This is a genomic window from Aurantiacibacter xanthus (genome assembly GCF_003584015.1).
Taxonomy (GTDB): Bacteria; Pseudomonadota; Alphaproteobacteria; order Sphingomonadales; family Sphingomonadaceae; genus Alteraurantiacibacter; species Alteraurantiacibacter xanthus.
In genome coordinates this window covers 1-20,795 of record NZ_QXFM01000021.1, presented here as the reverse complement: position 1 = coordinate 20,795, position 20,795 = coordinate 1, and the positions used below count along the sequence as shown (strand labels likewise).

General features: G+C 67.1%; 10 protein-coding genes. 4 read left to right on the top strand and 6 right to left on the bottom strand.

Annotation, left to right across the window (positions count from 1 at the left end; translation table 11 throughout):
• Positions 1-679 (top strand): TolC family protein (locus D2V17_RS03060; protein WP_191229055.1); only part of this gene is annotated, 679 nt, incomplete at its 5' end.
• Between the two features lie 116 nt (positions 680-795).
• Here D2V17_RS03060 and D2V17_RS03055 read toward each other — a convergent pair.
• Complete coding sequence (locus D2V17_RS03055; RefSeq protein WP_119591669.1) at positions 796-2,421, bottom strand: inorganic phosphate transporter; 1,626 nt, start codon at positions 2,419-2,421, stop codon at positions 796-798.
• Between the two features lie 455 nt (positions 2,422-2,876).
• Here D2V17_RS03055 and D2V17_RS03050 point away from each other — a divergent pair, with 455 nt between their 5' ends.
• Genes D2V17_RS03050 through D2V17_RS21165 form a run of 3 tightly spaced genes read left to right on the top strand, consistent with a single transcriptional unit; the run spans position 2,877 to position 9,609 of the window.
• Positions 2,877-5,195, top strand: a complete 2,319-nt coding sequence (locus tag D2V17_RS03050; protein ID WP_147367209.1) for an autotransporter assembly complex protein TamA — start codon at positions 2,877-2,879, stop codon at positions 5,193-5,195.
• A complete protein-coding gene (locus D2V17_RS03045) occupies positions 5,195-9,436 on the top strand; it encodes a translocation/assembly module TamB domain-containing protein (RefSeq protein ID WP_119591667.1) in 4,242 nt (1,413 codons plus the stop codon). Before D2V17_RS03050 ends, D2V17_RS03045 begins: the two co-directional genes overlap by 1 nt.
• Positions 9,436-9,609, top strand: coding sequence for a hypothetical protein (locus tag D2V17_RS21165; RefSeq protein WP_191229054.1), 174 nt, complete (start codon positions 9,436-9,438; stop codon positions 9,607-9,609). Before D2V17_RS03045 ends, D2V17_RS21165 begins: the two co-directional genes overlap by 1 nt.
• On the opposite strand, the gene D2V17_RS03040 is transcribed toward D2V17_RS21165, so the two are convergent.
• The 5 genes from D2V17_RS03040 to D2V17_RS03020 form a co-directional block, all read right to left on the bottom strand.
• On the bottom strand, positions 9,606-12,530 hold the full coding sequence (locus tag D2V17_RS03040; RefSeq protein WP_119591666.1) for a CHAT domain-containing protein: 2,925 nt from the start codon (positions 12,528-12,530) through the stop codon (positions 9,606-9,608). The two genes, D2V17_RS21165 and D2V17_RS03040, sit on opposite strands and share 4 nt — an antisense overlap.
• A 76-nt stretch (positions 12,531-12,606) precedes the next feature.
• Positions 12,607-17,079 carry a hypothetical protein gene (locus D2V17_RS03035; RefSeq protein ID WP_119591665.1) on the bottom strand — a complete coding sequence of 1,491 codons (4,473 nt, stop codon included), beginning with the start codon at positions 17,077-17,079 and terminating at the stop codon, positions 12,607-12,609.
• A gap of 15 nt (positions 17,080-17,094) precedes the next feature.
• Positions 17,095-18,408 carry a surface lipoprotein assembly modifier gene (locus D2V17_RS03030; RefSeq protein WP_119591670.1) on the bottom strand — a complete coding sequence of 438 codons (1,314 nt, stop codon included), beginning with the start codon at positions 18,406-18,408 and terminating at the stop codon, positions 17,095-17,097.
• Positions 18,409-18,477: 69 nt separating this feature from the next.
• Positions 18,478-19,812: a sensor histidine kinase gene (locus D2V17_RS03025; protein ID WP_191229053.1), complete on the bottom strand. Its 1,335-nt coding sequence runs from the start codon at positions 19,810-19,812 to the stop codon at positions 18,478-18,480.
• Positions 19,813-19,831: 19 nt separating this feature from the next.
• The gene (locus D2V17_RS03020; RefSeq protein WP_119591663.1) at positions 19,832-20,617 is read right to left on the bottom strand and encodes a response regulator transcription factor; all 786 of its coding nucleotides are present in this window, start codon (positions 20,615-20,617) and stop codon (positions 19,832-19,834) included.
• Positions 20,618-20,795 lie beyond the last annotated feature (178 nt).

The window sequence follows — 20,795 nt, the reverse complement described above, 5'->3', positions numbered from 1 at the left end:
CTATCGGCTGGCGACGCTGGTGGGCGTGATGCCCGAGGAGATCGTGCCCGAACTGCGCAAGGCCGCGCCGCAGCCCGAAGCGCCTGCGACGATCCTCACCGGTCTGCGCTCCGAGCTGCTGCGCCGCCGCCCCGATGTGCGCGCCGCCGAGCGTGACCTTGCCGCTGCCACTGCGGACATCAGCATCGCCACGGCGGACCTGTTCCCGCGCTTTTCGCTGATGGGCGGGCTGGGCACGCAGGCGCGCTCGGCGGGCGATCTGGTCGACACCGATTCGCTGCGCTTCAGCATCGGCCCGAGCTTTTCCTGGCCGATCTTTTCGGGCGGCCGCATCCGCGCGCAGATCCGCGCCGCCGATGCCCGCGCCGAGGCTGCCGCAGCGCGTTACGATCAGGCGGTGATCGCCGCGCTTTCCGACAGCGAGGCGGCGGTGAACCGCTATCTCGAAGCGCAGCGCACCGAGGCTGCCAGCGGCGCGGCCCTTGCGGCGCAGCAGCGCGCTTTTGCGCTGTCGCAGGCGCGGTTCGCCAGCGGCGAGGACAACCGGCTGATGCTCGAAAGCGCGCGGCTTGACCTGATCTCGCGGGAAGGTGCGCTGGCCAGCGCCAGAGCCGAGACCGCCCAAGCCGCCGTCGCGCTGTTCAAGGCACTCGGCGGGGGCTGGCAGGCGCCGCGTTAGAGGCGGATCACTCCCTGCTCCCCTCCCCTTGGGGAGGGGCCGGGGGTGGGGGCTCGGACGCTCATTTGGCGCGGGGAACCCCCATCCCAACCCTTCCCCAAGGGGAAGGGCTACTACTAGAAAAGCGCGTCGAGCACCACGAACACCAGCGCCGAGAGCGCGCCAGCGGCGGGCAGGGTGATCACCCAGGCCGCAGCAATCGGCTTCATCAGTGCCCAGTTGGTCTGCTTGTTGACCATGCCGATGCCCAGCACCGCGCCGATCAGGATGTGCGTGCTCGACACGGGCAGGCCGAAGGTCGAGGCCAGCATCACCACCGCCGCCGCCGAAAGCTCGGCGGTGAAGCCCGAGGCCGGGTGCATCTTGGTGAGGTTGTGGCCGACCGTGGCGATCACTTCCTTGCCGATGAACCACAGGCCCACGATCAGCGCGATGCCGAAGGCGATCATCGCCGGGGCAGGCACCGCCGCCGAAGCGCCGATCTGGCCCGAACGCAGCACGTCGAGAATCGCGGCGAAGGGGCCGATGGCGTTGGCGATGTCGTTCGCACCGTGGCTGAAGGCGAAGCCCGAGGCGGTGAACACCTGCAACCAGCTGAAGATCAGGAAGGTCGAGCGGTCGAGCGAAGTGCCGCGCAGCGTGCGCGCGAAGATGAAGGTCGCCATCCACACCGCCGCCGCGATCATGCCCATGATCAGGTAGGTGTTGAGCGTGGAGAGGCCCAGCTCCATGTTCTTCAGCCCCTTGAACAGGAGCATGGCCGAAATGATCGTCGCGCCGCCGGCGGCGACCAGCGGCACCCAGTGCTGCAAGGCGCGGTGCGCCGAGAGCGCGGACTTGCGCTGGCGCAGCTCGTGCAGGCGGCGGTAGTAGTCGGTTTCGAGGTCTTCGGCGGTAAAGTCGTCTTCGTCGAGCGCTTCGGAATCGCGCACCAGCATATGGGTGTACGACATCTTCTGGATGTCGCTCATCCGCTCGAACGCGCCCTTGTGCTCTTCGCGCAGCTGGCGGCGTTCCTTGTGGATGCGCCGCAGCTCTTCGAGCATGCGTTCGTTATAGCGCAGGATATGCCGCTTGATCAGCGTGAACAGGCCATAGGATACGAGGCCGCCCAGCACGGGCGAAAGCACCCACGAGATGGCGATGGTGCCAATCTTGTCCCATTGCACCAGCGACAGCGCCGCATCCCCGCCGCTGAGCATGATGCCAAGCGCAATCGAGCTGCCGACGATGCCGCCCACGATCGAATGGGTGGTCGAAACCGGCCAGCCTTTGTTGCTGGCGAACAGCAGCCACAGCGCGGCGGCCAGCAGCGCCGCCATCATGATGAAGACGAAATGCATCGGATCGACGTTCACGCCGCTGAGGTCGACGATGCCGCTGCGGATCGTATCGGTCACTTCGCCGCCCGCGATCACCGCGCCACTGACTTCGAAGATGGCCGCGATGGCCAGCGCCTGCTTGATCGTCAGCGTGCCGGCACCGACCGAGGTGCCGAACGAGTTGGCAACGTCGTTGCCGCCGATGTTGAAGGCCATGAACAGGCCGAAGGCCGTCGCGAGGACGAAAATCGCCACCTGGGTATGGTTGGTGTAGTCCAGCCCCCAGAGCATGAAGGCACCCGAAGCCAGCACGAACAGCGCGACAAAGCCGAGGTCGAAGGTGGAGAACCCCTTACCCGGTTTATCCTCGGTAAGCGGATAGACTCCGTCTGGAACGGATGTTTGCATCGTCTGGTTCATATTTACCCGTGGCTCTCGCTCTGCGGTTGTTCGTCAAGCTCTGCCGGCCAACGCCTGTCAGCATAGAATCCAAGGCGCGACCCGTGGTCAGGCGCGCCTTAGCTATGCTGACAGGCGTTTCCAGCAATTTTTCCCCGGCGGATGGATATGACGTAAATGCGACATCCATTTGACTACGGAATACAAAGCTGTGTGTGGCATGCTTTCCCACCGCTGGCGCGGCTCTCCGGGTTCCGTCGGTCCGGCGCAGCAGCGGTCCGGCTGAACGCTTTTTTTTGAGAACCTTCCTGCCCTTTGTTCGTTAACTCGGCTACGCCCTCTTGAGCGAAGGGCCTGGACGATCGCCGGGCCTTGTTCTGGTATGTGAGATTGAAGACTGGATGAATTGCGCCCCCGTTTCCCGACAGCTGCATGGCGCACGAAGAAAATCGCTTATCAGGCTGGCACCCTTGCTCGTGGCCCCGTTTTGGCTGGCGGGCGCGCCCGCGCTTGCGCAGGACGCACAGGGCGATTCGCCCCAGCAGTCGCAAGATCGGCAGTCGCAAGATCGGCAGGCGCAGGATCAAGAACAAACGCAGAGGCTCGAACTGCCGGCTCCGCCAGCTGACGCCAATCTGCCCGCAGTCGAGACGATCATTTCCGATGAGGAGTTCGCCCAGGAAGTCCCCTCGCTCGACGTGGCCGACGATGAGGCGCTGTTCGAGGAGCTCGAATCGATCGACGAGTTCGAACGGCGAATCGCTGCGCAAGACAACGAGGGCGGCGCGAACGAGGTGGGCGACGAGGCCCCGTTGGGCGATCCGTCGCTGGCCGATGGCGATACCACCGAGGAAATTCCCGACGCGCCGGTGCGCGATGCCGAACTCGCCGCGCCGCTGCCGCCGATCGACAGCCTGCTGTCCGAACCGTTCGAATATGCGGAGGCGGAGGCCCCGATCGTCCAGTCCGACCTGCGCTATCGCGTGGCGCTGACGGGGCTCGACACGGCGCAGGCCGAGAGCGAGACCGATATGGGCGACCTCTTCCATGATCTGTCGGAACTGGAAGAGGGCGATGGCAAGGCGGCCAATATCGCGCAGTTGCGGGCCCGCATGGAGGAGGACGCCGAACTGGTGCGCCGTATCCTCGCTTCCGAGGGCTGGTACAGCGCCGATGTGCGCGGCCGGATCGATGCCGAGGGGGAAGGCGACGATCAGCAGAGCTTCGTGGCCACCATCGATACGGTGCCGGGCAAACGCTATGTGTTTGGCGATATCGTGATCGATGCCCCAGCAACGCAGCCGGAAGGGCTGATCCGCCGCGAACTGACGCTGAAGGTGGGCGATCCGATCATCGCCGCCCGTGTGCAGGCGGCCGAAGCCAAAGTGCTGGTCGGTCTGCCCGAGTGGGGCTATCCCTTCGCGCAGCTGGGCCAGCGCGATCTGCTGCTCGATCAGGAAAGCGGCGAGGGCATCTACACGCTGCCGGTCGATCCGGGGCCGCTGTCGGTGTTTGGCGGGATCGAGACCAGCGGCGATGAGGTGTTCGAACCTGAGCACATCGCCTTGCTGGCCCGGTTCAAGCGCGGCGAGCTGTACGATAACCGGATGGTCGAGGACTTGCGGCAGGCGCTGGTCGCCACCAGCCTGTTCTCGACCGTGTCGGTGTCGCCCAAGCGCAGCGGCGAGACCGCGCCCGATGGCGCCGAATATGCCACGCTTCTGGTCGAACAGAACGCCGGACCGCCGCGCACCATCGCGGGCAGCGCGGGCTATGGCACCGGGCAGGGCTTCCGCGTGGAGGGCAGCTGGACCCACCGCAACCTGTTCCCGCCGGAAGGCGCGCTGATCGCCAGCGGGGTGTTCGGTACGCAGGAGCAGGGCGCGAGCGCGACCTTCCGCCGCTCCAACGCCGGGCGACGCGACCGCACCTTCTCCGCCACGGCGCAGGCGCTGCATGCGAACTACGATGCCTATGAGGCCTATACCGGACGGATCGGCGTGCTGTGGAGCTATGCCTCGACCTCGATCTGGCAGAAGCCGTTTACCTATGCCTATGGCGGGCAGGTGCTGGTGTCGAACGAGCAGGACTTCGATCTTGTCACCCAGCAGCGGCTGCGCCGCACGTTCTACGTGGGCGGCTTGACCGGCCAGCTCGGTATCGACCGCAGCGACGACCTGCTCAATCCCACCAAGGGCTTCCGCGCCACCGTGCTGATCGAGCCCGAAGGATCGCTCGAAGGGGCCTTGTCGCCCTATGTCCGCGCCCAGCTTGACGCTTCGGCCTATTATCCGGCGACCGATGCGCTGGTGCTGGCGGGGAGGGTGCGGTTCGGGACGATTCAGGGCGTCGATCGCTACGATCTTGCGCCGTCGCGGCGTTTCTATGCTGGCGGCGGCGGCTCGGTGCGCGGGTTCGGCTACAAGAAACTCGGGCCGACCGTGATGGAGCCCAACCCCGACTATCCGAAGCCCGAGGATATCGAGCCGGGCACCGATCCTGCCGATCTGCCCGATCAGTTCATCCCCCGCAACATTGGCGGGCGCAGCCTGTTCGAAGCCGCGGCCGAGCTGCGCTACCGGTTCGGCAACTTCGGCGTGGTGGCCTTCATCGATGCGGGGCAGGCCTGGGAAGAAACCTCGCCGCAGTTCAGCGACATCCGCTACGGTGTCGGCGTGGGCGGGCGCTACTACACCAACTTCGGGCCGCTGCGGCTCGATGTCGCCATGCCGATTGACCGGCGCACGGGCGAATCGGCCTTTGCGGTCTATGTCTCGATCGGGCAGGCGTTCTGATGGTGGACGAGGCCGACATCCCCGCCGTTGAGAGCGAACCCGAAACTGTCGCGACGCGCGGTCGGCCACTGTGGCAGAAGGTGGCCCGATGGGGCGCGCTGGTGCTGGGCGTGCTCGTGCTGCTGGTAGCGGGAGCGCTGATCGGGCTCGATACGAAGTCCGGTCGGCGGTTCGTGGCCGAACAGGTCGCAGGGCTCTCGTTCGAGAACGGGATGGAGATCGGCATCGGCGAGATCGACGGTTCGATCTATGGCAACATGGTGATCCGCGACCTCGAACTGCGCGATCCGCAGGGCGTGTTTCTGACCGCGCCCGAGGTCTCGGTCGGCTGGCGGCCTTTTGCCTTCATCAACAAGCATGTCGATCTGCGCGTGCTGTCGAGCCCGCTGATCACGCTCAAACGCCTGCCCGAATTCGCCGCTACCCCGCCAAGCGATGCCCCGTTGCTGCCCGATCTCGACATCGATGTGGGTGCGCTGAGGGTTGACCGGCTGGTGATCGAAGCTCCGGTCAGCGGAGAGCAGCGCGTGGCGCAGTTGCGCGGCAAGGCTCACATTTCCGACGGTCGCGCACAGGTCACGCTCAATGGCGAAACGCTCGCGGTCGACGGCGGCGCGGCGGGGGACAAGCTCGCGCTCGTGCTCGATGCCGTGCCCGATCAGAACAAGCTCGAACTGGCGCTCGATGTCGATGCGCCGACCGGCGGGATGCTCGCGGCCATGGCCGGGCTTGATGAGGGGCTGACGCTCAAGGCCAAGGGGCAGGGCAACTGGGACCAGTGGGACGGCCAGTTCACCGCCGCCCGCGCCGAGGGTTCGGTGGCCCGGCTCGATGTCAGCGCGCGTGACGGGCTAGTGCGCGTGCGCGGCCCGATGCAGCTTGCCTGGCTGTTCGATGGGGTGAGCGCACAATTGCTCTCGCCCGAACTGAACCTCGATCTGGCCGCTCAGCTGAGCGAACGCAGCGCCGATGTCGAAGGCACCGTGGTCAGCGATGCCTTCCGCCTTAACGCCAAGGGGCTGGTGAGCCTCGCCGACAACAGCTTCGAGGGACTGGGCCTCGACTTCGTGCTGACCCGGCCCTCCGCCCTCGCCGAGAACCTGTCCGGGCGCGGGCTGCGCGCGGCGCTGACGCTCGACGGTCCCTTCGCGACACCGACGGTGGCCTACAAGGTGTCGGCGGATCAGCTGATGCTCGACGATATGGGGCTGGTCGGCCTTGCCGCGCAGGGTGAAGCAACGGTCGAGGCCGAGCACATCACAATCCCCGTACAGGCAAGCGCGAGGCGCGTGACCGGGCTCGACACCGTGGCTGGCGGCACGCTCGAAAACGTGCGGCTGGCGGGCGATCTGGCCATTTCCGGCCCGCGCATCCTGTCGGACAACATGCGGCTGACCTCAAGCCGGATCGACGCCGGGCTGATCATCGTCGCCGATATGTCGACCGGGCTTTACACCGGCGCTATCGACGGGCGGATCGACAACTACCGCGTGGAAAGTGTCGGCCTGTTCGATATCCGCACCGATGCCGAGCTCGAAACCGAGGCAGGCGGCGGCTTTGCGATGAAGGGGCGCGTGAACCTGCGCTCGACCCGGCTGTTCAACGAAGGCGTGCGCAGCTTCCTCGGCGGCAATGTCACCGCAGCGAGCGATGTGCGCTATGGTGCCGATGGGGTGGTGCGGCTTTCAGGGCTGAGCCTGCGCTCGCCCGATGTACGGATCAGCGGCGGATCGGGCACATGGTCGCCCGATGGGCGGATCTCGCTCGATGCGAAGGGCACCACGACGGCCTATGGCGATGTCGGCGTCAAGCTGACCGGAACCATCGCCAATCCCGATGCCGTGATCACTGCAAGCAATCCGGGACTTGGGATCGGCCTTGCGAACCTGCGCGCTGGCGTCACCGGAGCCCCCGGAGGCTATCACCTCGATGCCACCGGCGACACCGACTATGGCCCCCTGCGCGCTGACGTGACGCTGAAGATGGGCAACCAGCTGGCGATCGAGGTCAACGATTCCGACCTCGGCGGGATCGGCTTCTCGGGCGCCATTGCGCAAAGCCGCGAGGGGCCGTTCATCGGGCGGCTCAACGCCGAGGGCAGGGGCCTTACCGGCATCGTCCGCCTCGACAGCGCGGAAGGTGTGCAGGAGGCTCTGTTCAACCTGCGGGCGAACAACACGGTGCTCGACGGCCCGGCGCAACTGGCGATTGGCTCGGCCAGGGTTGACGGGCGCGTGGTGCTTTACGATCAGCCGCACATGGTCGCCGCCTTCGATCTGGCGCGCACCACCTATGGCGGGGTCGACATCAACGCCGCCAAGGGCGAGATCGACTATCGCGACGGCACCGGCAGCGCCAAGGTGCTGGCCGAAGGCACCAGCGGCGTTCCGTTCCGCGTCGGGCTCAACGCGCAGATGACGCCCGAACTGTGGCGCGTCGCGCTCAAGGGCCGTGCGCGCGGTATCGGCTTCGCCACCAGCAGCCCGGCGCGGATCGTGCCCGGCGAGGGTGAATACAGGCTGCTGCCGACGCAGATAGATTTCGGCAGCGGTTCGGTGCGGCTGGCGGGCAGCTATGGCGAAGGGATGAAGCTGCAGAGCCGCCTCGACCAGCTGGACCTTGCGATCTTCAATGCCTTTGTGCCGGATCTGGGTGTGTCGGGCCGTGCCACCGGCTCGCTCGACTTCTCGCAAGCGTCGCCCGAGACCTTCCCCGATGCCGATGCGCGGCTGACCATCACCGGATTCAGCCGCACCACCGCGGCCACGGTCAGCCAGCCGGTGAACATCAACTTCGCCGGCAAGCTCGAACCCGATGGCGGCGAGGCGCGTGCGGTGATGCGCCGCCGTGGCAGCGTGATCGGGCGCATGGTCGCCTCGCTGCGGCCGCTGCCGCCCGGCTCGGGCAGCTGGATGACCCGCCTGCTCAACGCCCCGCTTGGCGGCGGCGTGCGCTACGATGGGCCTGCCGACACGCTGTTCTCCTTCGCCGGGATGACCAATCAGACGCTGACCGGCGGGGTCGGTCTCGCGGTCGATTTTGCCGGGCGGGTCGACCAGCCCGAGATGTCGGGTGTGATCCGCTCCAATTCTCTGGCCTACGAAAACCTTACCTACGGCACCCGGCTCACCGACATGGCGGTTTCGGCGCGCTTCAACGGCGAGCGGGTCGAGCTGGAGAAGCTCGAAGCCAGGGCTGGCGATGGCACGCTCGATGCGACCGGCTACGTCAGCCTCGCCTCGCAGTCGGGCTATCCGATGGATGTCGAAGTCAACCTGCGCGATGCGCAGCTGGCGTCGAGCGGGACGATTGCCTCCTCGGCCACCGGCAACCTCAAGCTGACCAAGGCGGCGGGCGAAACGGCGTTGCTTTCGGGCAAGCTGACCCTGCCCGAAACGCGCTACAAGTTCGTACGCCAGTCGGCTGCCGAGGTGCCGGCGCTGTCAGGCGTGCGCTTCGCCCCGCCGCGCGGGCCGCAGCGCATTACAGGTAACGAACCCGTCGAACGCAGCCCCACCTTGTTCAGCCTGATCCGGCTGAATGTCGAACTATCCGCGCCGCGCCGCCTGTTCGTATCGGGCATGGGGCTCGAATCCGAGTGGGGCGCCAACCTGCGGCTGGCAGGCACCAGCGCCGCCCCGCGCGTGACGGGCAATGTCGAACTGCAACGCGGAACCTTGGGCTTTGCCGGGCGCTCTTTCGAACTGGAGCGCGGCAACATCGCCTTCCAGGGCGGGAGCGAGATCAACCCCACCATCGCCATTGAGGCCACCGAAACCATCGAGGGCGTGGCCGTCACCGTCGACATTTCGGGCCGTGCCTACGATCCCCAGATCAACTTCACCTCTGTGCCAAGCCTGCCGCAGGACGAGGTGCTCGCCCGCGTGTTGTTCGGCAGTTCGATCGGCAATCTGTCGGCGCTGGAGGCGGTCCAGCTGGCGGCCTCGCTCAATTCGCTGCGCGGGACCGGCGGCGGGCTCAATCCGCTCGGCGCGCTGCGTTCGGCGACCGGGATCGACCGGCTGCGCGTGCTCGGCGCGGATGACACCACCGGGCGCGGCACGGCGCTGGCGGCCGGGCAATATCTGACCGACGACATCTACATCGAGTTCATCACCGATGCGAAGGGCTTTACCGCCACCCAGCTCGAAGTGGCACTGACCCGCACGCTGTCGGTGCTGAGCCAAGCGGGCGGCTCGGGCCAGACCAACGTCAACCTGCAATATAGCCGCGATTACTGATGCGGTTGCTACCGATCCCCGCGCTGCTGCTGGTGCTGCTGTCCGCCTGCAAGGGGGAGCCGAGTTTCGAGGAGCGCTATTCCGAGGCCGAGGCGACCATCTCGGAGCAGGCACAGTCGATCGAATCCGATCTTGGGCAACCGGGCGCGCCTGCGCCCGGCGCCACGCCCTAACTGCCGACGTAGACGAATGGGGCCCAATAGGCGGGGTGCTGCAAGCGCGCTTCGCCGCCATCGTCGATCAGTGCCAGCACCGCGCGGCGCAGGCCTTCGGCAGGCGCGACCCCCTCGCGATAGTAGCTCTCCACCGTCGGCACGGTGATCGCGCGGGCGACATCGTCGGCCACCTCCCAGTGCGACACCAGCAGGTTGCGCGCGCCGGCATAGAGGAAGGCGCTGGCCAGCCCCGACAGGCCCGCCGCGCCGGGGCGGTCCGGCCCGCCGGTGTTGCAGGCCGAGAGCACCACCCAGTCCGCGTCCATGTCGAGCGCGGCGATCTCGCTGGCGGTGAGCAAACCGTCGTCACCCTCGTTGGGGGTGAGCACCAGCGCCGGTTCGGCAAGGCCGGCCAGATCGCCTTCGAGGAGGCCGTGTGTGGCAAAGGCAATCACGTCGGCGGGCTGCGCGATCTCGGCCAGAACGCGGGTCTCGCGCGCGTCTTCGCCGGTCAGCAGCACGGTATCGGAGGTATCGAGCGCGCGCGAGAGCGCGTTCAGTTCGGCCAGCGCTTCGGGCAGCGGCGGGAGGTCGGCCACCGTTGCACCTGGCGCAAGCATCCGTGAGGAGCGCAAGGTGCTGAGCGCCGCGCCGCCGAGTACCGGCGCACCGACGGCGACGACGCGGGCAGCATGATTGCTCTCGGCTTTGGCTGGTCGCGCCAGTGTCGACAATGAGGCGAGGGTAGAGAGGCTGTGATGGCGGATCAGCCAGTCGGCATCGGCGAGCGAGGGGGCGGCAGGGGCGAGCGCGGCGAATGGAATGCGGGTGAGCGCGCCACCGGCGGCAACCATGATGTGATCGGCCTGTGCGAGAAGCTGCCCGGCTTCGTTCGCGAACAGCGCTGCGTAAAGCGCGGCACCGGGTGCGAAGTCGTAGGCCGGTTCGGTGCTCGACTCGCGGGCGACAAGCACACCGCGCATCAGTGCCTCGCCTCCGGCCAGCGCGCCGCGCATGTTGGCGGCGAGGGAGGCGACTTCGCGGTTGTCGAGCGCGGCCAGATGCATCGAGCGGGCATCCCTGGTCGCCACCAGCACGGCCAGTCCGGTCGGCAGCGGGTGGGCGAGCAGCACTGCATCGCCGTCGCCAAGGCTGGCCTGCATGGCGGCAAGGGGAATCGGCTCGGAGCCGGTGAAGCTGGCGGTGTCGATGGCGCGCCCCGCCTCAGCCAGTTCGCCCCGCGCGCTGGCGATCTGCGCGCGCATCGCGGCCATTGTCTCGGGGGGGACGCCGAGGCTCATCGCTTCGAGCTGCTGGCTGGCGAGGCTGCGCAGCGCCTCAGCCTTGTCCTGATAGCTGCGCACGGCTTGCGCATCGGCTGCGTCAAGCCCGCGCCGGAACGCAGCCAGTTGCACCGAGCGGTCGGCCTTGGTGGCAAGGCCGTATTGCGCGAACCGGAACGCGGCCTCGATATCGCCCGCGTGCATCGCCGCATCGAGCGCCCAGTCGTTGGCCTGGTCCAGAATGGCCAGTTGCACTGCGTCTGGCTCGCCCGAGGCGGCGATGGCGTCGCGGTTGGCGATCAGCTGGGCATGGGCAGCGGTGACCGCGTCTATCCCGCCAACCTCTGCGCGCACAGCGTAGGCGCCGAGCATGATCTGGCCTGTGAGGTCTTCCCAAAGCGCGGTGGCGTCGCCGGTGGCGCGGCCTTCCTGTGCGGCGAGCTGGGTCGCATAGGCATCGCGCGGACGGCCCGCTTCGGCATAGAACTCGGCCAGCGTTTCCTGCCCGGCGATGCGGCGATAGCTCGCCGGTTCCATCGTTTCGGCGCGCAGGGCATTGGTGGCTTCGGCCAGCATGATCGCCTCGTCGAGCCGGCCAAGATCGCGCAGGGCATGGGCACGCACGTGCTGGGCGTAGAGCGTCAGTTCGCCCTTCGGGCCGTGGCCCTTTTCGATAAAAGCGAGCGCCTCGTCGACCGTGGCGAGCGCTGCTTGTGCCTCGCCTTTCTTGATCAGCGTCTGAGCAAGGCTGAGCCGCATGCTCGAGGCCATGGCCATGTCCGGCTCTTGTCCGCCCAGGGCCAGCGCGATGGCGCGGCGCGAGAAGCGCTCGGCATCGTCGAGCAAGCCGCGTTCCGCCGCGCGGATCGAGAGCGAATTGTAGCTGTTGGCGAGCACCGGATGATTGGGCGGTAGCAGCGCTTCCATCTTCGCGGTCAGCCGCTGCCCTTCGCTCAGCGCCATGTCACTGTCGCCGAGCGCGGCCCAATAGGTCGGGGTGTTGCTAAGATAGCTGACAAGCTCGGAAGTCGGGGCATCGAGCCGGTCGATCAGCGCCTCGACCTCGGCCATATGGGCGATAGCGGCGCGCGACTGCCCGTCCATGTTGAGGATGAAACCGGCGTTGTTGAGGCTGGCGGCAAGTCCGGCGATGAAGGTCTGGTTATCGGTCTCGCGCTCCAGCAGTTTGCGCCGCTCTGCCAGCACCTCCTCGCTGATGGTGCGCGCGGAGGCGAGATCGCCCATCCGCACCCGTGCGACCAGCAAGGCGTTCATGATCGGCAGGCGCTTGGCGAGGTAGCCCTCTCCCGCCGCCTCAAGGATGGGCAGGATCGCCTCGATCTGCGCCGCTCCCTCGGCAAAGCGGCCGAGGGTGAGATCGGTCCCGGCGAGTTCGAAATCGATCAGCGCCAGCTCGGGGTGGCCCTCGGGATAGAGCGTGCCAGCATAGGCGCGGGCCTCCACCAGTGCCGCGTGGAAAGCGGGTTCGTCGGTGTGCGGATCGATTTTGGCGGCGGTATCAAGCATGGCGTCGAGCTGGGCGCGAGCCGCTTCGCTGGGGCCTTCGCCGCCGGGCTGGGCCAGGACCGTGCCCGACAACAGCAAGGCCGCCAACGTCACCGCAATCCGGCCCGAAGCTTTCAGATAACCTGTCATATAACTCCCCCGAAAGGCCCGCCTTGCCGTTCGGGGGAGATTATCGCCTGCCATGCTGCTGTAAAGGCATGCCGCATCAGGGCACGGGCGCAAGGCCGAACACCGCCGAGCCGTCGACCTGCTGATCGAAGGTGTTGCCGAAAGTGTAGACGATGCCGACATGGCTTGCCCCGTCACCGGCGAGGAAGCCCTGCATATAGGCCCGGCAATCGCCGCCGTTGCAGACCGGGCCGGACCCTTGGGCATAGACCGCCTGATCGTATTGCGTGGCAAAGCGCATGTCGGCGCCCACCGGCATGCCGCCGTTCATCGGATCGGCCACGCCGCCGGGTGTGTTAATGGCATAGGCGTTGCCGCCGATGGTGACGTCGAACTCCACGCCCACCTTCGGGGTTGCGCCGAAGGCCACGGCAAGATCGCCCGCAAAGCTGCCCGGCGCGAGCGAGCCGTCGCGGATCGTCGGCGCGGTCGAGCCGACCAGCGCATAGGTCACCGTGCCGCTGGTGGGCAGGTTGGTGGCCGGATCGCCGCTGACGACATGCCAGCCGCCATTTTCGGGCAGTTCGATCCCGTCCTGATCGTTGAAATAGCGCCCGCCGGTGGTGCCGCCGGCCCAGCGCGTCCAGCCGATGATCCCGGCCACGCTGCCGCTGTCGTGCTGCGTGTTGGTGCCGATATTGGGGTGCTCGTTCTCGGCTGTCGTGGGGTTTTGCTTCCACGTATAGGCGAGCGGAGCGCCGCTGGTGTTGTCATAGATGACCTCGCTATCGCCCCGCGTATCGATGCCGATGGTGGTGGAGGCATAGGCGACGATCTGATCGGGCACCGTTGTGCCTTCGGGCAGTTCGTTGGGCGCACCGCCCGACAGCGTGCCGCCAAACACCGCGGCCCCGGAGAGGGCTGGTCGTGCCGCGAGGAAGTCGTCAAATACGGTGTAGGCGAGGGTGGCCAGATCCCCGTCCTCGCCGCCGATGACACCCCGGATACTGACATAACACGCGCTCGACCCGGCACATGCGGGGGCGGTTCCCGTAGTTGTCGTTGTCAGCGTGCCGGAGAAGTTCTTGCCGGCCGAATTGAAATACAGGTTGCTGATCGAAGGATCGGCAAGCCCTCCGCTGGTGGCAAAGGCATAGCTGCCGTCGGGCATGGTCACCTCGCCTTCGAGCGCCACCTTCGGCGTGCCCGCAAGCGTCAGCGCCATGCCGCCGCTGAATTGACCGGGGGCGGTCGAACCGTTGCTGTAGACCGGATGGGTTGCCGCCAGCAGCGTATAGTCGATCCGGCCCGTGGTGGGCAGCGTGCCGCTGAACGGCTCGATCACGGCATAGCTCATCCCGCTGTTTGCCGACCAGATCGAGCGGGCTGCAACATCGAAGCCGGATTCGAGGGAGCCGCCGTTGTAGCGACCGACCTGCCAGCGGCCCGTGCCGGCCAGATCGGCGACGCCAAGTTCGCTCCCGCGCACGAACCGGTCGCGCCCGCTGGGCAGGGTCAGCGTGGTAAGGCCGCGCGAGTCGAATTGCGCAGTGACCGGCGTGGCATAGGCGATGACATTCAAGCCCTTGCGGTTGCTGCCCCCGCCATCGGTATAGGCTATCGCCGGGCTGGTGCCGGAGAACGCGGCCTGCAACGAACCGCTGTTTTCGCCGCTGCCCGCATCATAGCTCAGCCCGGAAACATCGTCCGACGCGAAGATCGAGGCGCCGTAGATCTGCGAACCGTCAAGGGTGCCCCAGTTGGTGGCGATATGGCGATAGTCGTCGCCGAACACCCCGCGCAGATAAAATGTGCAGGTTGCGCCCTGAGCGCAGATCGCACCGGTCCCCTGCAATGGGCTGCTTATGATGAAGGCGGTGGAGTTGAAATTGCGCTCGAATTGCGGATCGGCAAGGCTCGCGATGGAGAAGGTGTAGGTCGTGTCGAGTTCGATGCTTCCTTCGACAGCAACACGCGGCAGGGCTCCGAACACCACCGCCAGGCTGGCATCGAAGGTGCCTTCGCCCAGCGCAGGATCGGTCGTATAGACGGGTGTCGTGTGCAGCAGCGAATAGGTTGCAGAGCCTGCCGTGGGCAGGAACCGCGCCGCATCCGACACCGCCGAAACCAGCGTGTAGTCCAGCGCATCGCGAAGGGTGGAGCCGAGCGCCCGCACTTGCCCCGGTGCATAGGTGAGCAGCAGGGCATCGTCGTTGCCGCGCTGATCGAGCAGTTCGAGATCGAGCGTATCGAAGGTTTCGAGCAGGGCCGTCGAGGCGGAGGTGTTGATATAGATCGTGCCGATCTTGCCTGCCTGATCGCGCGTTACCGCGCCGATGCCCACGCCGAACTGCGTCAGCCTGGTGCCGTCGAGGTCGTAGGTGTGAACGGAGGTTGCGCCGGCCGTGTCCGGATTGAAGTTTGCGCCCACCAGTGCCGTAGAGAAACCGCCATTGTTGCCGCCGCCAGTGTTGCCGCCGCCGTTCTCGCCGCCGCCGGTCGCCAGAGCATCGCCCTTGGCAAAGCCCGCCGTGCCGAGCACTTCGACCCCGCCTGCGTCCTTGGCGATATAGGAGATTGCCAGCTCGGCCGCCTTGTCGCCCGAGATGTAGCCGCGAATTTCGCCGGTGCAGCCGCCCGAGCCCTGACAGGCAGCGCCACTGCCGATCACCTCGATCAGGCCGCCGGTGGTCTGGAGGACTTCGCCGAAGAAGAAGCCCGGGGCCAGATCCTGCCGCAGGGCAATGCCGTTCTGCGGGGTCTGGGCGATGCCGCCCACGGTTTGCAGGGTATAGCTGCGGTCGGCGAGATCGGTTTCCAGTTCTGCGCCGACGCGGGTGGTCGAACCGAAGCTGATCGCCGCCTTCGCGACGCTGAGCGAGCCGACTTCGCCGCCGGTGAGCGTCGGGTTGGTGCCGCCGACGAAGTCATATTCGATCAGGCCGGTGGCGGGCATGTTCGTCACCATCGGTCCGGCGATCACGTGGATGCCGTTGTCGCCGAGCGTCATCGCTGTGTTCGTCTGAGCATAGGCGGTGCCGTTCACCCAGCGGCCCCAGGAGACACCGCCAGCGCTGACGCGCCCGGCCTCGGTCAGCTCTGCTTCGCCGATCGCGGCGCGGGTGCTGCCAAATTTGAAGTACAGCGGGGCGCCGGTGCTCTCGTCGTAGATCACGTCCGCGCGGCTGCGGTCGATCTGGCCGTTGAATGGCGCAAGTTCTGCCTTGCTGCCGCGCAGGGCCATGAACTGGCCCGATGCCAGCTGGCCCTCGGGAACAGGGAAGGTAAACGTCTGCGGCAGCTGGTCGAAGTCGTCGATATTTCCGCCGCCCTGCAAGAAGGCGAGGTAAGCGCCAAGGAAGTCGGCCTGTCCGGCCAGCAGTGTGTCGAACAGCCCTGCCGAAGACAGCGCTTCGAGATAGGCCTGAAACACCGAGGCCGACAGCCCCGTGTATTGGCTCGGCACGCCGCCGCTCTGGAGGTAGGTCAGATAGGTCTGGATTGCAGAGACATAGGCGGCGATGGCGTCTTCGGTGAGGACGTTTGCGGGAACCACGAATCCGTCGGGAAGGCCGCCGCTGCGCAGATAGTCGAGATAGGCCGTCAGCAGGCTCTGCTGCGCCGCGCCGATCCGGTCAAGCTGGCCGCTGTTCTGGAGATAGCGGATATAGCTATTGAGCTGCGAGAGGTCCGCGCCGGTGAAATCGCTGGCACGGCCGCCGTTGGCGAGCAAGGTCAGATACTCGCTGACGAGACTGGCATAGGCGCTCTGGAACTCGCCGATCTGGCCGTTGTTGGCGAGATAGCTGAGGTAGGCGTTGACCAGCGCCGGGCTGGCTCCCTTGAAGCTCGATCCGCCGCCCAGCGCCGCCGCGAGCCGGTCCGAATAGGCGAGCAGCCGGGCGACATCGCCGCTCGGCAGGCGCGCCAGCGCGGGGTTGGCGAGATAGGCCTCTACACCGCGTGCCGCCGCCACCACATCACCTGAGGCGCCGACCCCGGCGAGCCCTTCGCCGAGCGTCACCGCAAGGCCGTTCATGGCGGCCTGAGCGATGGTCTGGCGGGTAGCGGCGAAGGGCGATCGGCGGGCGCTGCCGTTGGGGCTGGGCTGGGCGGCATTGGCAACCACGCGCGAGCTGCTTGCGCCCACGGTGGCGGCCCAGTTCTGACCCGGACGGTAGGTGCGCGTAGAGGCGCCGGTCGTCACCTGCATCGTGCCGCCCATCACGTTGCCGGAGAGCTGCCCGTCTCTCACCGCGAGCGAGCCCGAGCCGCTTACCGTGGCTTCGGCTCCGCCCGGCAGGCGCAGCACGACCCCGGAGCCAGTGCCCCCGGCCACGGTCACGCCGCCATTGGCAAGCGTGATGGTCTCCCCATCGAGCGAGAACTCGGCCGGGCCGACAATCGAGACCACCGCGCCCGAATCCATGCGGATCTGCGTGACCCCGCCGTCGGCGACGGTCTGGCTGCTGGCGGTGCTGCCGCTGCTGGCAAACAGGATATCGGCTGCCTGTGCGGGAGCCGAAGCGACGGCGAGCGTGGCAGCGCCCAGAAGAAGTGCTTTGCGCATGTTCAAGTATCCCCCTTAGAATTCCGCGCGAATGCCGAAGCTCGCGGTGAAGCGCTCGTAATCGTAGAGCGCGATGTTCGACCAATTGCGGGTGTAGGTGACGCGTGGGCGCGCATAGACGTTGCCTGTCATCCGAAACTTGAGGCCGAGACTGGCATCGAGCTGCTCGTCCTCGCGTGCGGTGAGGAACAGCGGATCGTCGGCATCGTAGCCACGGATCTGCCCGCCGATCCCGCCGACCACCGCCACCCGGTCGCCCGCCGGAAGTTCGAACGCGAGGTTGGCGCGGCCATAGGTGTAGGACAGGTGGTCGCCTGCCGATCGGCGGGTCTCTTCGCGCCCGCCCGCAGCGCTCAGCACGAAGGTGCGCGCGGCATAGGTCACGCCCGCGCCATAGCGGTTGGAATCGCGCAAGGGATCGTTGTCGAAGTTCTGGCGGAAGACCTCGCCCGAGACCGACAGCGCGCGTCCGCCTTCGAGCCGGTGGGTATATTGCCCGATCACCCCGATGGCCTGCCGGAAGCTGTCACCGCCGAGCCAGAACTGCTGCCCCTGCACCGACAGCGAGACGACATCGCGGTTGGCCAGCGTATGCGCGACCCCGGCGGTGCCGGTGGCGGCGGCCTGGTCGAACCCGGCTTCGAGGTTCTCGCGGATATTGGCGAGCAGCGAGCCGAACAGCCGCGTCTGGCGCGAGACACCGCTCACCGCCGAAATTCCGCCGACCGCTTCGAGATAGGCGGCATCGGTTGCCTGCGCGTTGGCGCCGAGCTGGCCGGGGCCGAAGCCTGCAAACAGCGGGATGACGATGGAATCGAGATCGGTCGCGGCGTTGACGTTGCTGTCGAAACCCGAAGTCAGATCGAGGAAGCCCGAGACATCCGAGCCGCCGCCAGCGATCTGGCGGTCGTAGTTGCGCACGATCTGGTCGAACCGCTGGCGCACCGGATCGGGCAGCGACGGATCCTGCATCGCGGTGTCGAACTCGGCGCGGGCGGTGTCGATATCGCCTGCCAGCGCATAGGCGCGGGCAAGTTCGGCGCGGGCCTGGGCATTGTCGGGCTGGATTGCCAGCACACGCTGGAGCGCGATGACCGCTTCGGCCGGATGGCCGCTGTCCGCCGCCGCAATGCCGAGAGCGAGATCGTAGTCGGCATCGCCCGCGCGGGTGGCTTGCAGCGGGATCAACAGCGCGAAGGCATCTTGCGAGCGGCCCGCCTGATAGAGCGCAAGCGCATTGGCGACCGCGTCGTCGAGCTCAGCCAGAGCAGGCCCCGCCGTGCAGGCAAGACCCGCGCAGGCAGTGGCAAACAGGACAGGTCTCAACATGATAAATTCACCCCCCAGATACATCACGTAACGGGAGAGCGTTTGCGTCAGGCGGCCGGTGAATTCGTCTTACGAAACCTGACGATGGAGCCGGCGCGGCAGGATCAGCTCGGCCACGGCGCCCTGTTCGCCATTGGCGAGGCTGAAGCTGCCACCGTGCTGGCGGGCGACCGCGCGCACGATGCGCAGGCCGATGCCATGCCCGCCCAGCGTAGAGCGAGGGGACTGGTCGGCCATCGGCGCGAGGCCGGGGCCTTCGTCGGCCACGCGGATCGCGGCGGCATGCTCGCGGCAGGTGAGGCTCACGCGGATCGTGGCCCCCTCGGGCGAGACCTTCAATGCGTTGTCGAGCAGGTTGGCCACCGCGCGCACCACCAGCGAGGCCGAGCCGACGGTCGTGCAGGGGCCAAGCTCGCGCACGATGCAAACATTGTGCTCTTCCTCGGCCACGGCCTCATAAAGCTCGATCGCATTTTCGACGGCCCTGGCAACATCGAACGGTTCGACCGACAGCGCGCCCTGCGTTTCGATCTCGCGCAGTTCGAGCATTGCGTTGAAGGCCTCCATCAGCCGCGCCAGTTCCTCGCTGGCGAGCCGGACCTCGGCGGCAGAGCGCGTATCGCCAAGCATGTCCTCCAGCCGCGACAGCCGCGCCTGCACCCGTGCGAGCGGCGTGCGCAGATCGTGCGCAAGCCCGTCGGCGGTATCGCGCAGGGCTTCGAGGCGGCGTTGCAACTCGTCGAGCATGGCGTTCATATGGGTGGCGAGCGTGCCCAGCTCGTCACTGGTGGTGACCGGATGGCGCGCGGTGACCTCGCCTTCGCCGACTCGCTCGCACAGTGCATTGAGCCGCGCGATCCGGCGGCTGATCGCGGCCCCGGTGATCCATGCCACCAGACCGGCAATGGCGACGATCACCGCCACGATGGCCGCGCCCCAGCGCCAGAAGGCCTGCGTCAGCGGTCCGGTCGAGGCGACGCGGTAGGCGACCAGCACCTCGCTGCCGTCACCAAGGCTGCGGACCACCCCGGCATAGGCGGTGCCGCTTTTGTTGAAGCGGACATAGCCGGGGGCCAGCGGGTCGATGGTCGTCGGCCAGCCTGCGGCCTGTTTCCTGCTGTCGTGCACCGCGATATAGCGTGCCTGCCCGGCTTCGCGGGCGACCGCCCCCAGTTCTCCCAGCGCCGCCAGCGCCAGCCCGGCCATCTCCGGGTCTTCGCCAAGACCCGGCAGTTTCTTCGTCAGTTCGGCATATTCGCGCTCGGCATTCTCGGCGGCGCGCAGTTCGCGTGCGGTGGTGTCGATCCGCCACAGCACCAGCGTGACCAGCGCGACGGCCAAGGTGGTCGCCAGCGCCATGGTCAGCGCGGCGAGGATTGGAATCGGCACCTTGCGGGAGAGCATGCGCTCCATCGGCTCTCGCTCAGCCCTGCTGGCTCAGGTCGCGCAGCATCAGCCCCTGGCTGCGCACCGACAGGATCAGCGGACGCAGCGCCTCGTCGAGATCGCCGCTCGCGGCCTCCAGCTTCTTGCGCAGGCGCGACACATGCACGTCGATGGTGTTGGCCGCATTCGAGGGCATGAAGTTGTAGTCCGACCAGCAGCGGCTCCACAGCATCGAGCGGGTGACCGGCAGCCCGGTGCTTTCGCCCAGCACCTGCAGGATCGCCTGTTCGCGCGGGGTGAGATCGAGCGGCTGGCCGAACAGCTGCGCCGCCATCGCGCGCGAATCGATCAGCAGCGGGCCGTTCTCGATCCGCTCTGCCTGTTCGGGTGTGGCCCAGCGCGCGCGGCGGCGGATCATCGCGGCAACGCGGGCGAGCAGCTCGGTGTCGGAGACGGGCTTCACGACATAGTCGTCGCCGCCTGCGGCCAGCCCTTCGACCTTCTGCCGCTCGGTGCCGAGCGCGGTGAGGAACAGCGCGGGGGCATCGGCGGAAGGGCCGCCGCTTTCGCGGATGCGTTCGAGCGCGGAGATCCCGTCGAGGCCGGGCACCTGCCGGTCGAGGATCAGGACATCGTAAGCCTTTTCGCGCGCCTGTGTGAGCGCGGCGGTGCCGCTGGAGACGACGTCCATATCGGCAAACCCATGGCGTGAGAGCGCCGAGGCGAGACTGCCCGCCAGTTCCGCCTCGTCTTCGAGGACAAGCGCCGAACACCCGGCAAACAGGCTGCGCAGGCGTTCGTCGAGAGCGTCGTCATTGGTCATCGCCGGGTTCTGCCGTGCGCGGCGGCGAATGGGAAGGCTCTTCAGGATACTTCAGGCCGCCGTGGCTGGTTTGTTAAGGGGTGCAAGGCTATGAAAGTCCCATGATTATTGCGCGCAGACAGACATTCCCGCGGGCAAGGGCGGCGCTTCTCGCCGCGCTCGCGGTTGTGACTGCAGG

Bases quoted from the DNA above. Each gene is read 5' to 3' on its own strand.
- D2V17_RS21165 (WP_191229054.1), top strand. From the start codon at position 9,436: ATGCGGTTGCTACCGATCCCCGCGCTGCTGCTGGTGCTGCTGTCCGCC.
- D2V17_RS03040 (WP_119591666.1), bottom strand. From the start codon at position 12,530: ATGACAGGTTATCTGAAAGCTTCGGGCCGGATTGCGGTGACGTTGGCG.
- D2V17_RS03045 (WP_119591667.1), top strand. From the start codon at position 5,195: ATGGTGGACGAGGCCGACATCCCCGCCGTTGAGAGCGAACCCGAAACT.
- D2V17_RS03035 (WP_119591665.1), bottom strand. From the start codon at position 17,079: ATGCGCAAAGCACTTCTTCTGGGCGCTGCCACGCTCGCCGTCGCTTCG.
- D2V17_RS03025 (WP_191229053.1), bottom strand. From the start codon at position 19,812: ATGCTCTCCCGCAAGGTGCCGATTCCAATCCTCGCCGCGCTGACCATG.
- D2V17_RS03030 (WP_119591670.1), bottom strand. From the start codon at position 18,408: ATGTTGAGACCTGTCCTGTTTGCCACTGCCTGCGCGGGTCTTGCCTGC.
- D2V17_RS03055 (WP_119591669.1), bottom strand. From the start codon at position 2,421: ATGAACCAGACGATGCAAACATCCGTTCCAGACGGAGTCTATCCGCTT.
- D2V17_RS03020 (WP_119591663.1), bottom strand. From the start codon at position 20,617: ATGACCAATGACGACGCTCTCGACGAACGCCTGCGCAGCCTGTTTGCC.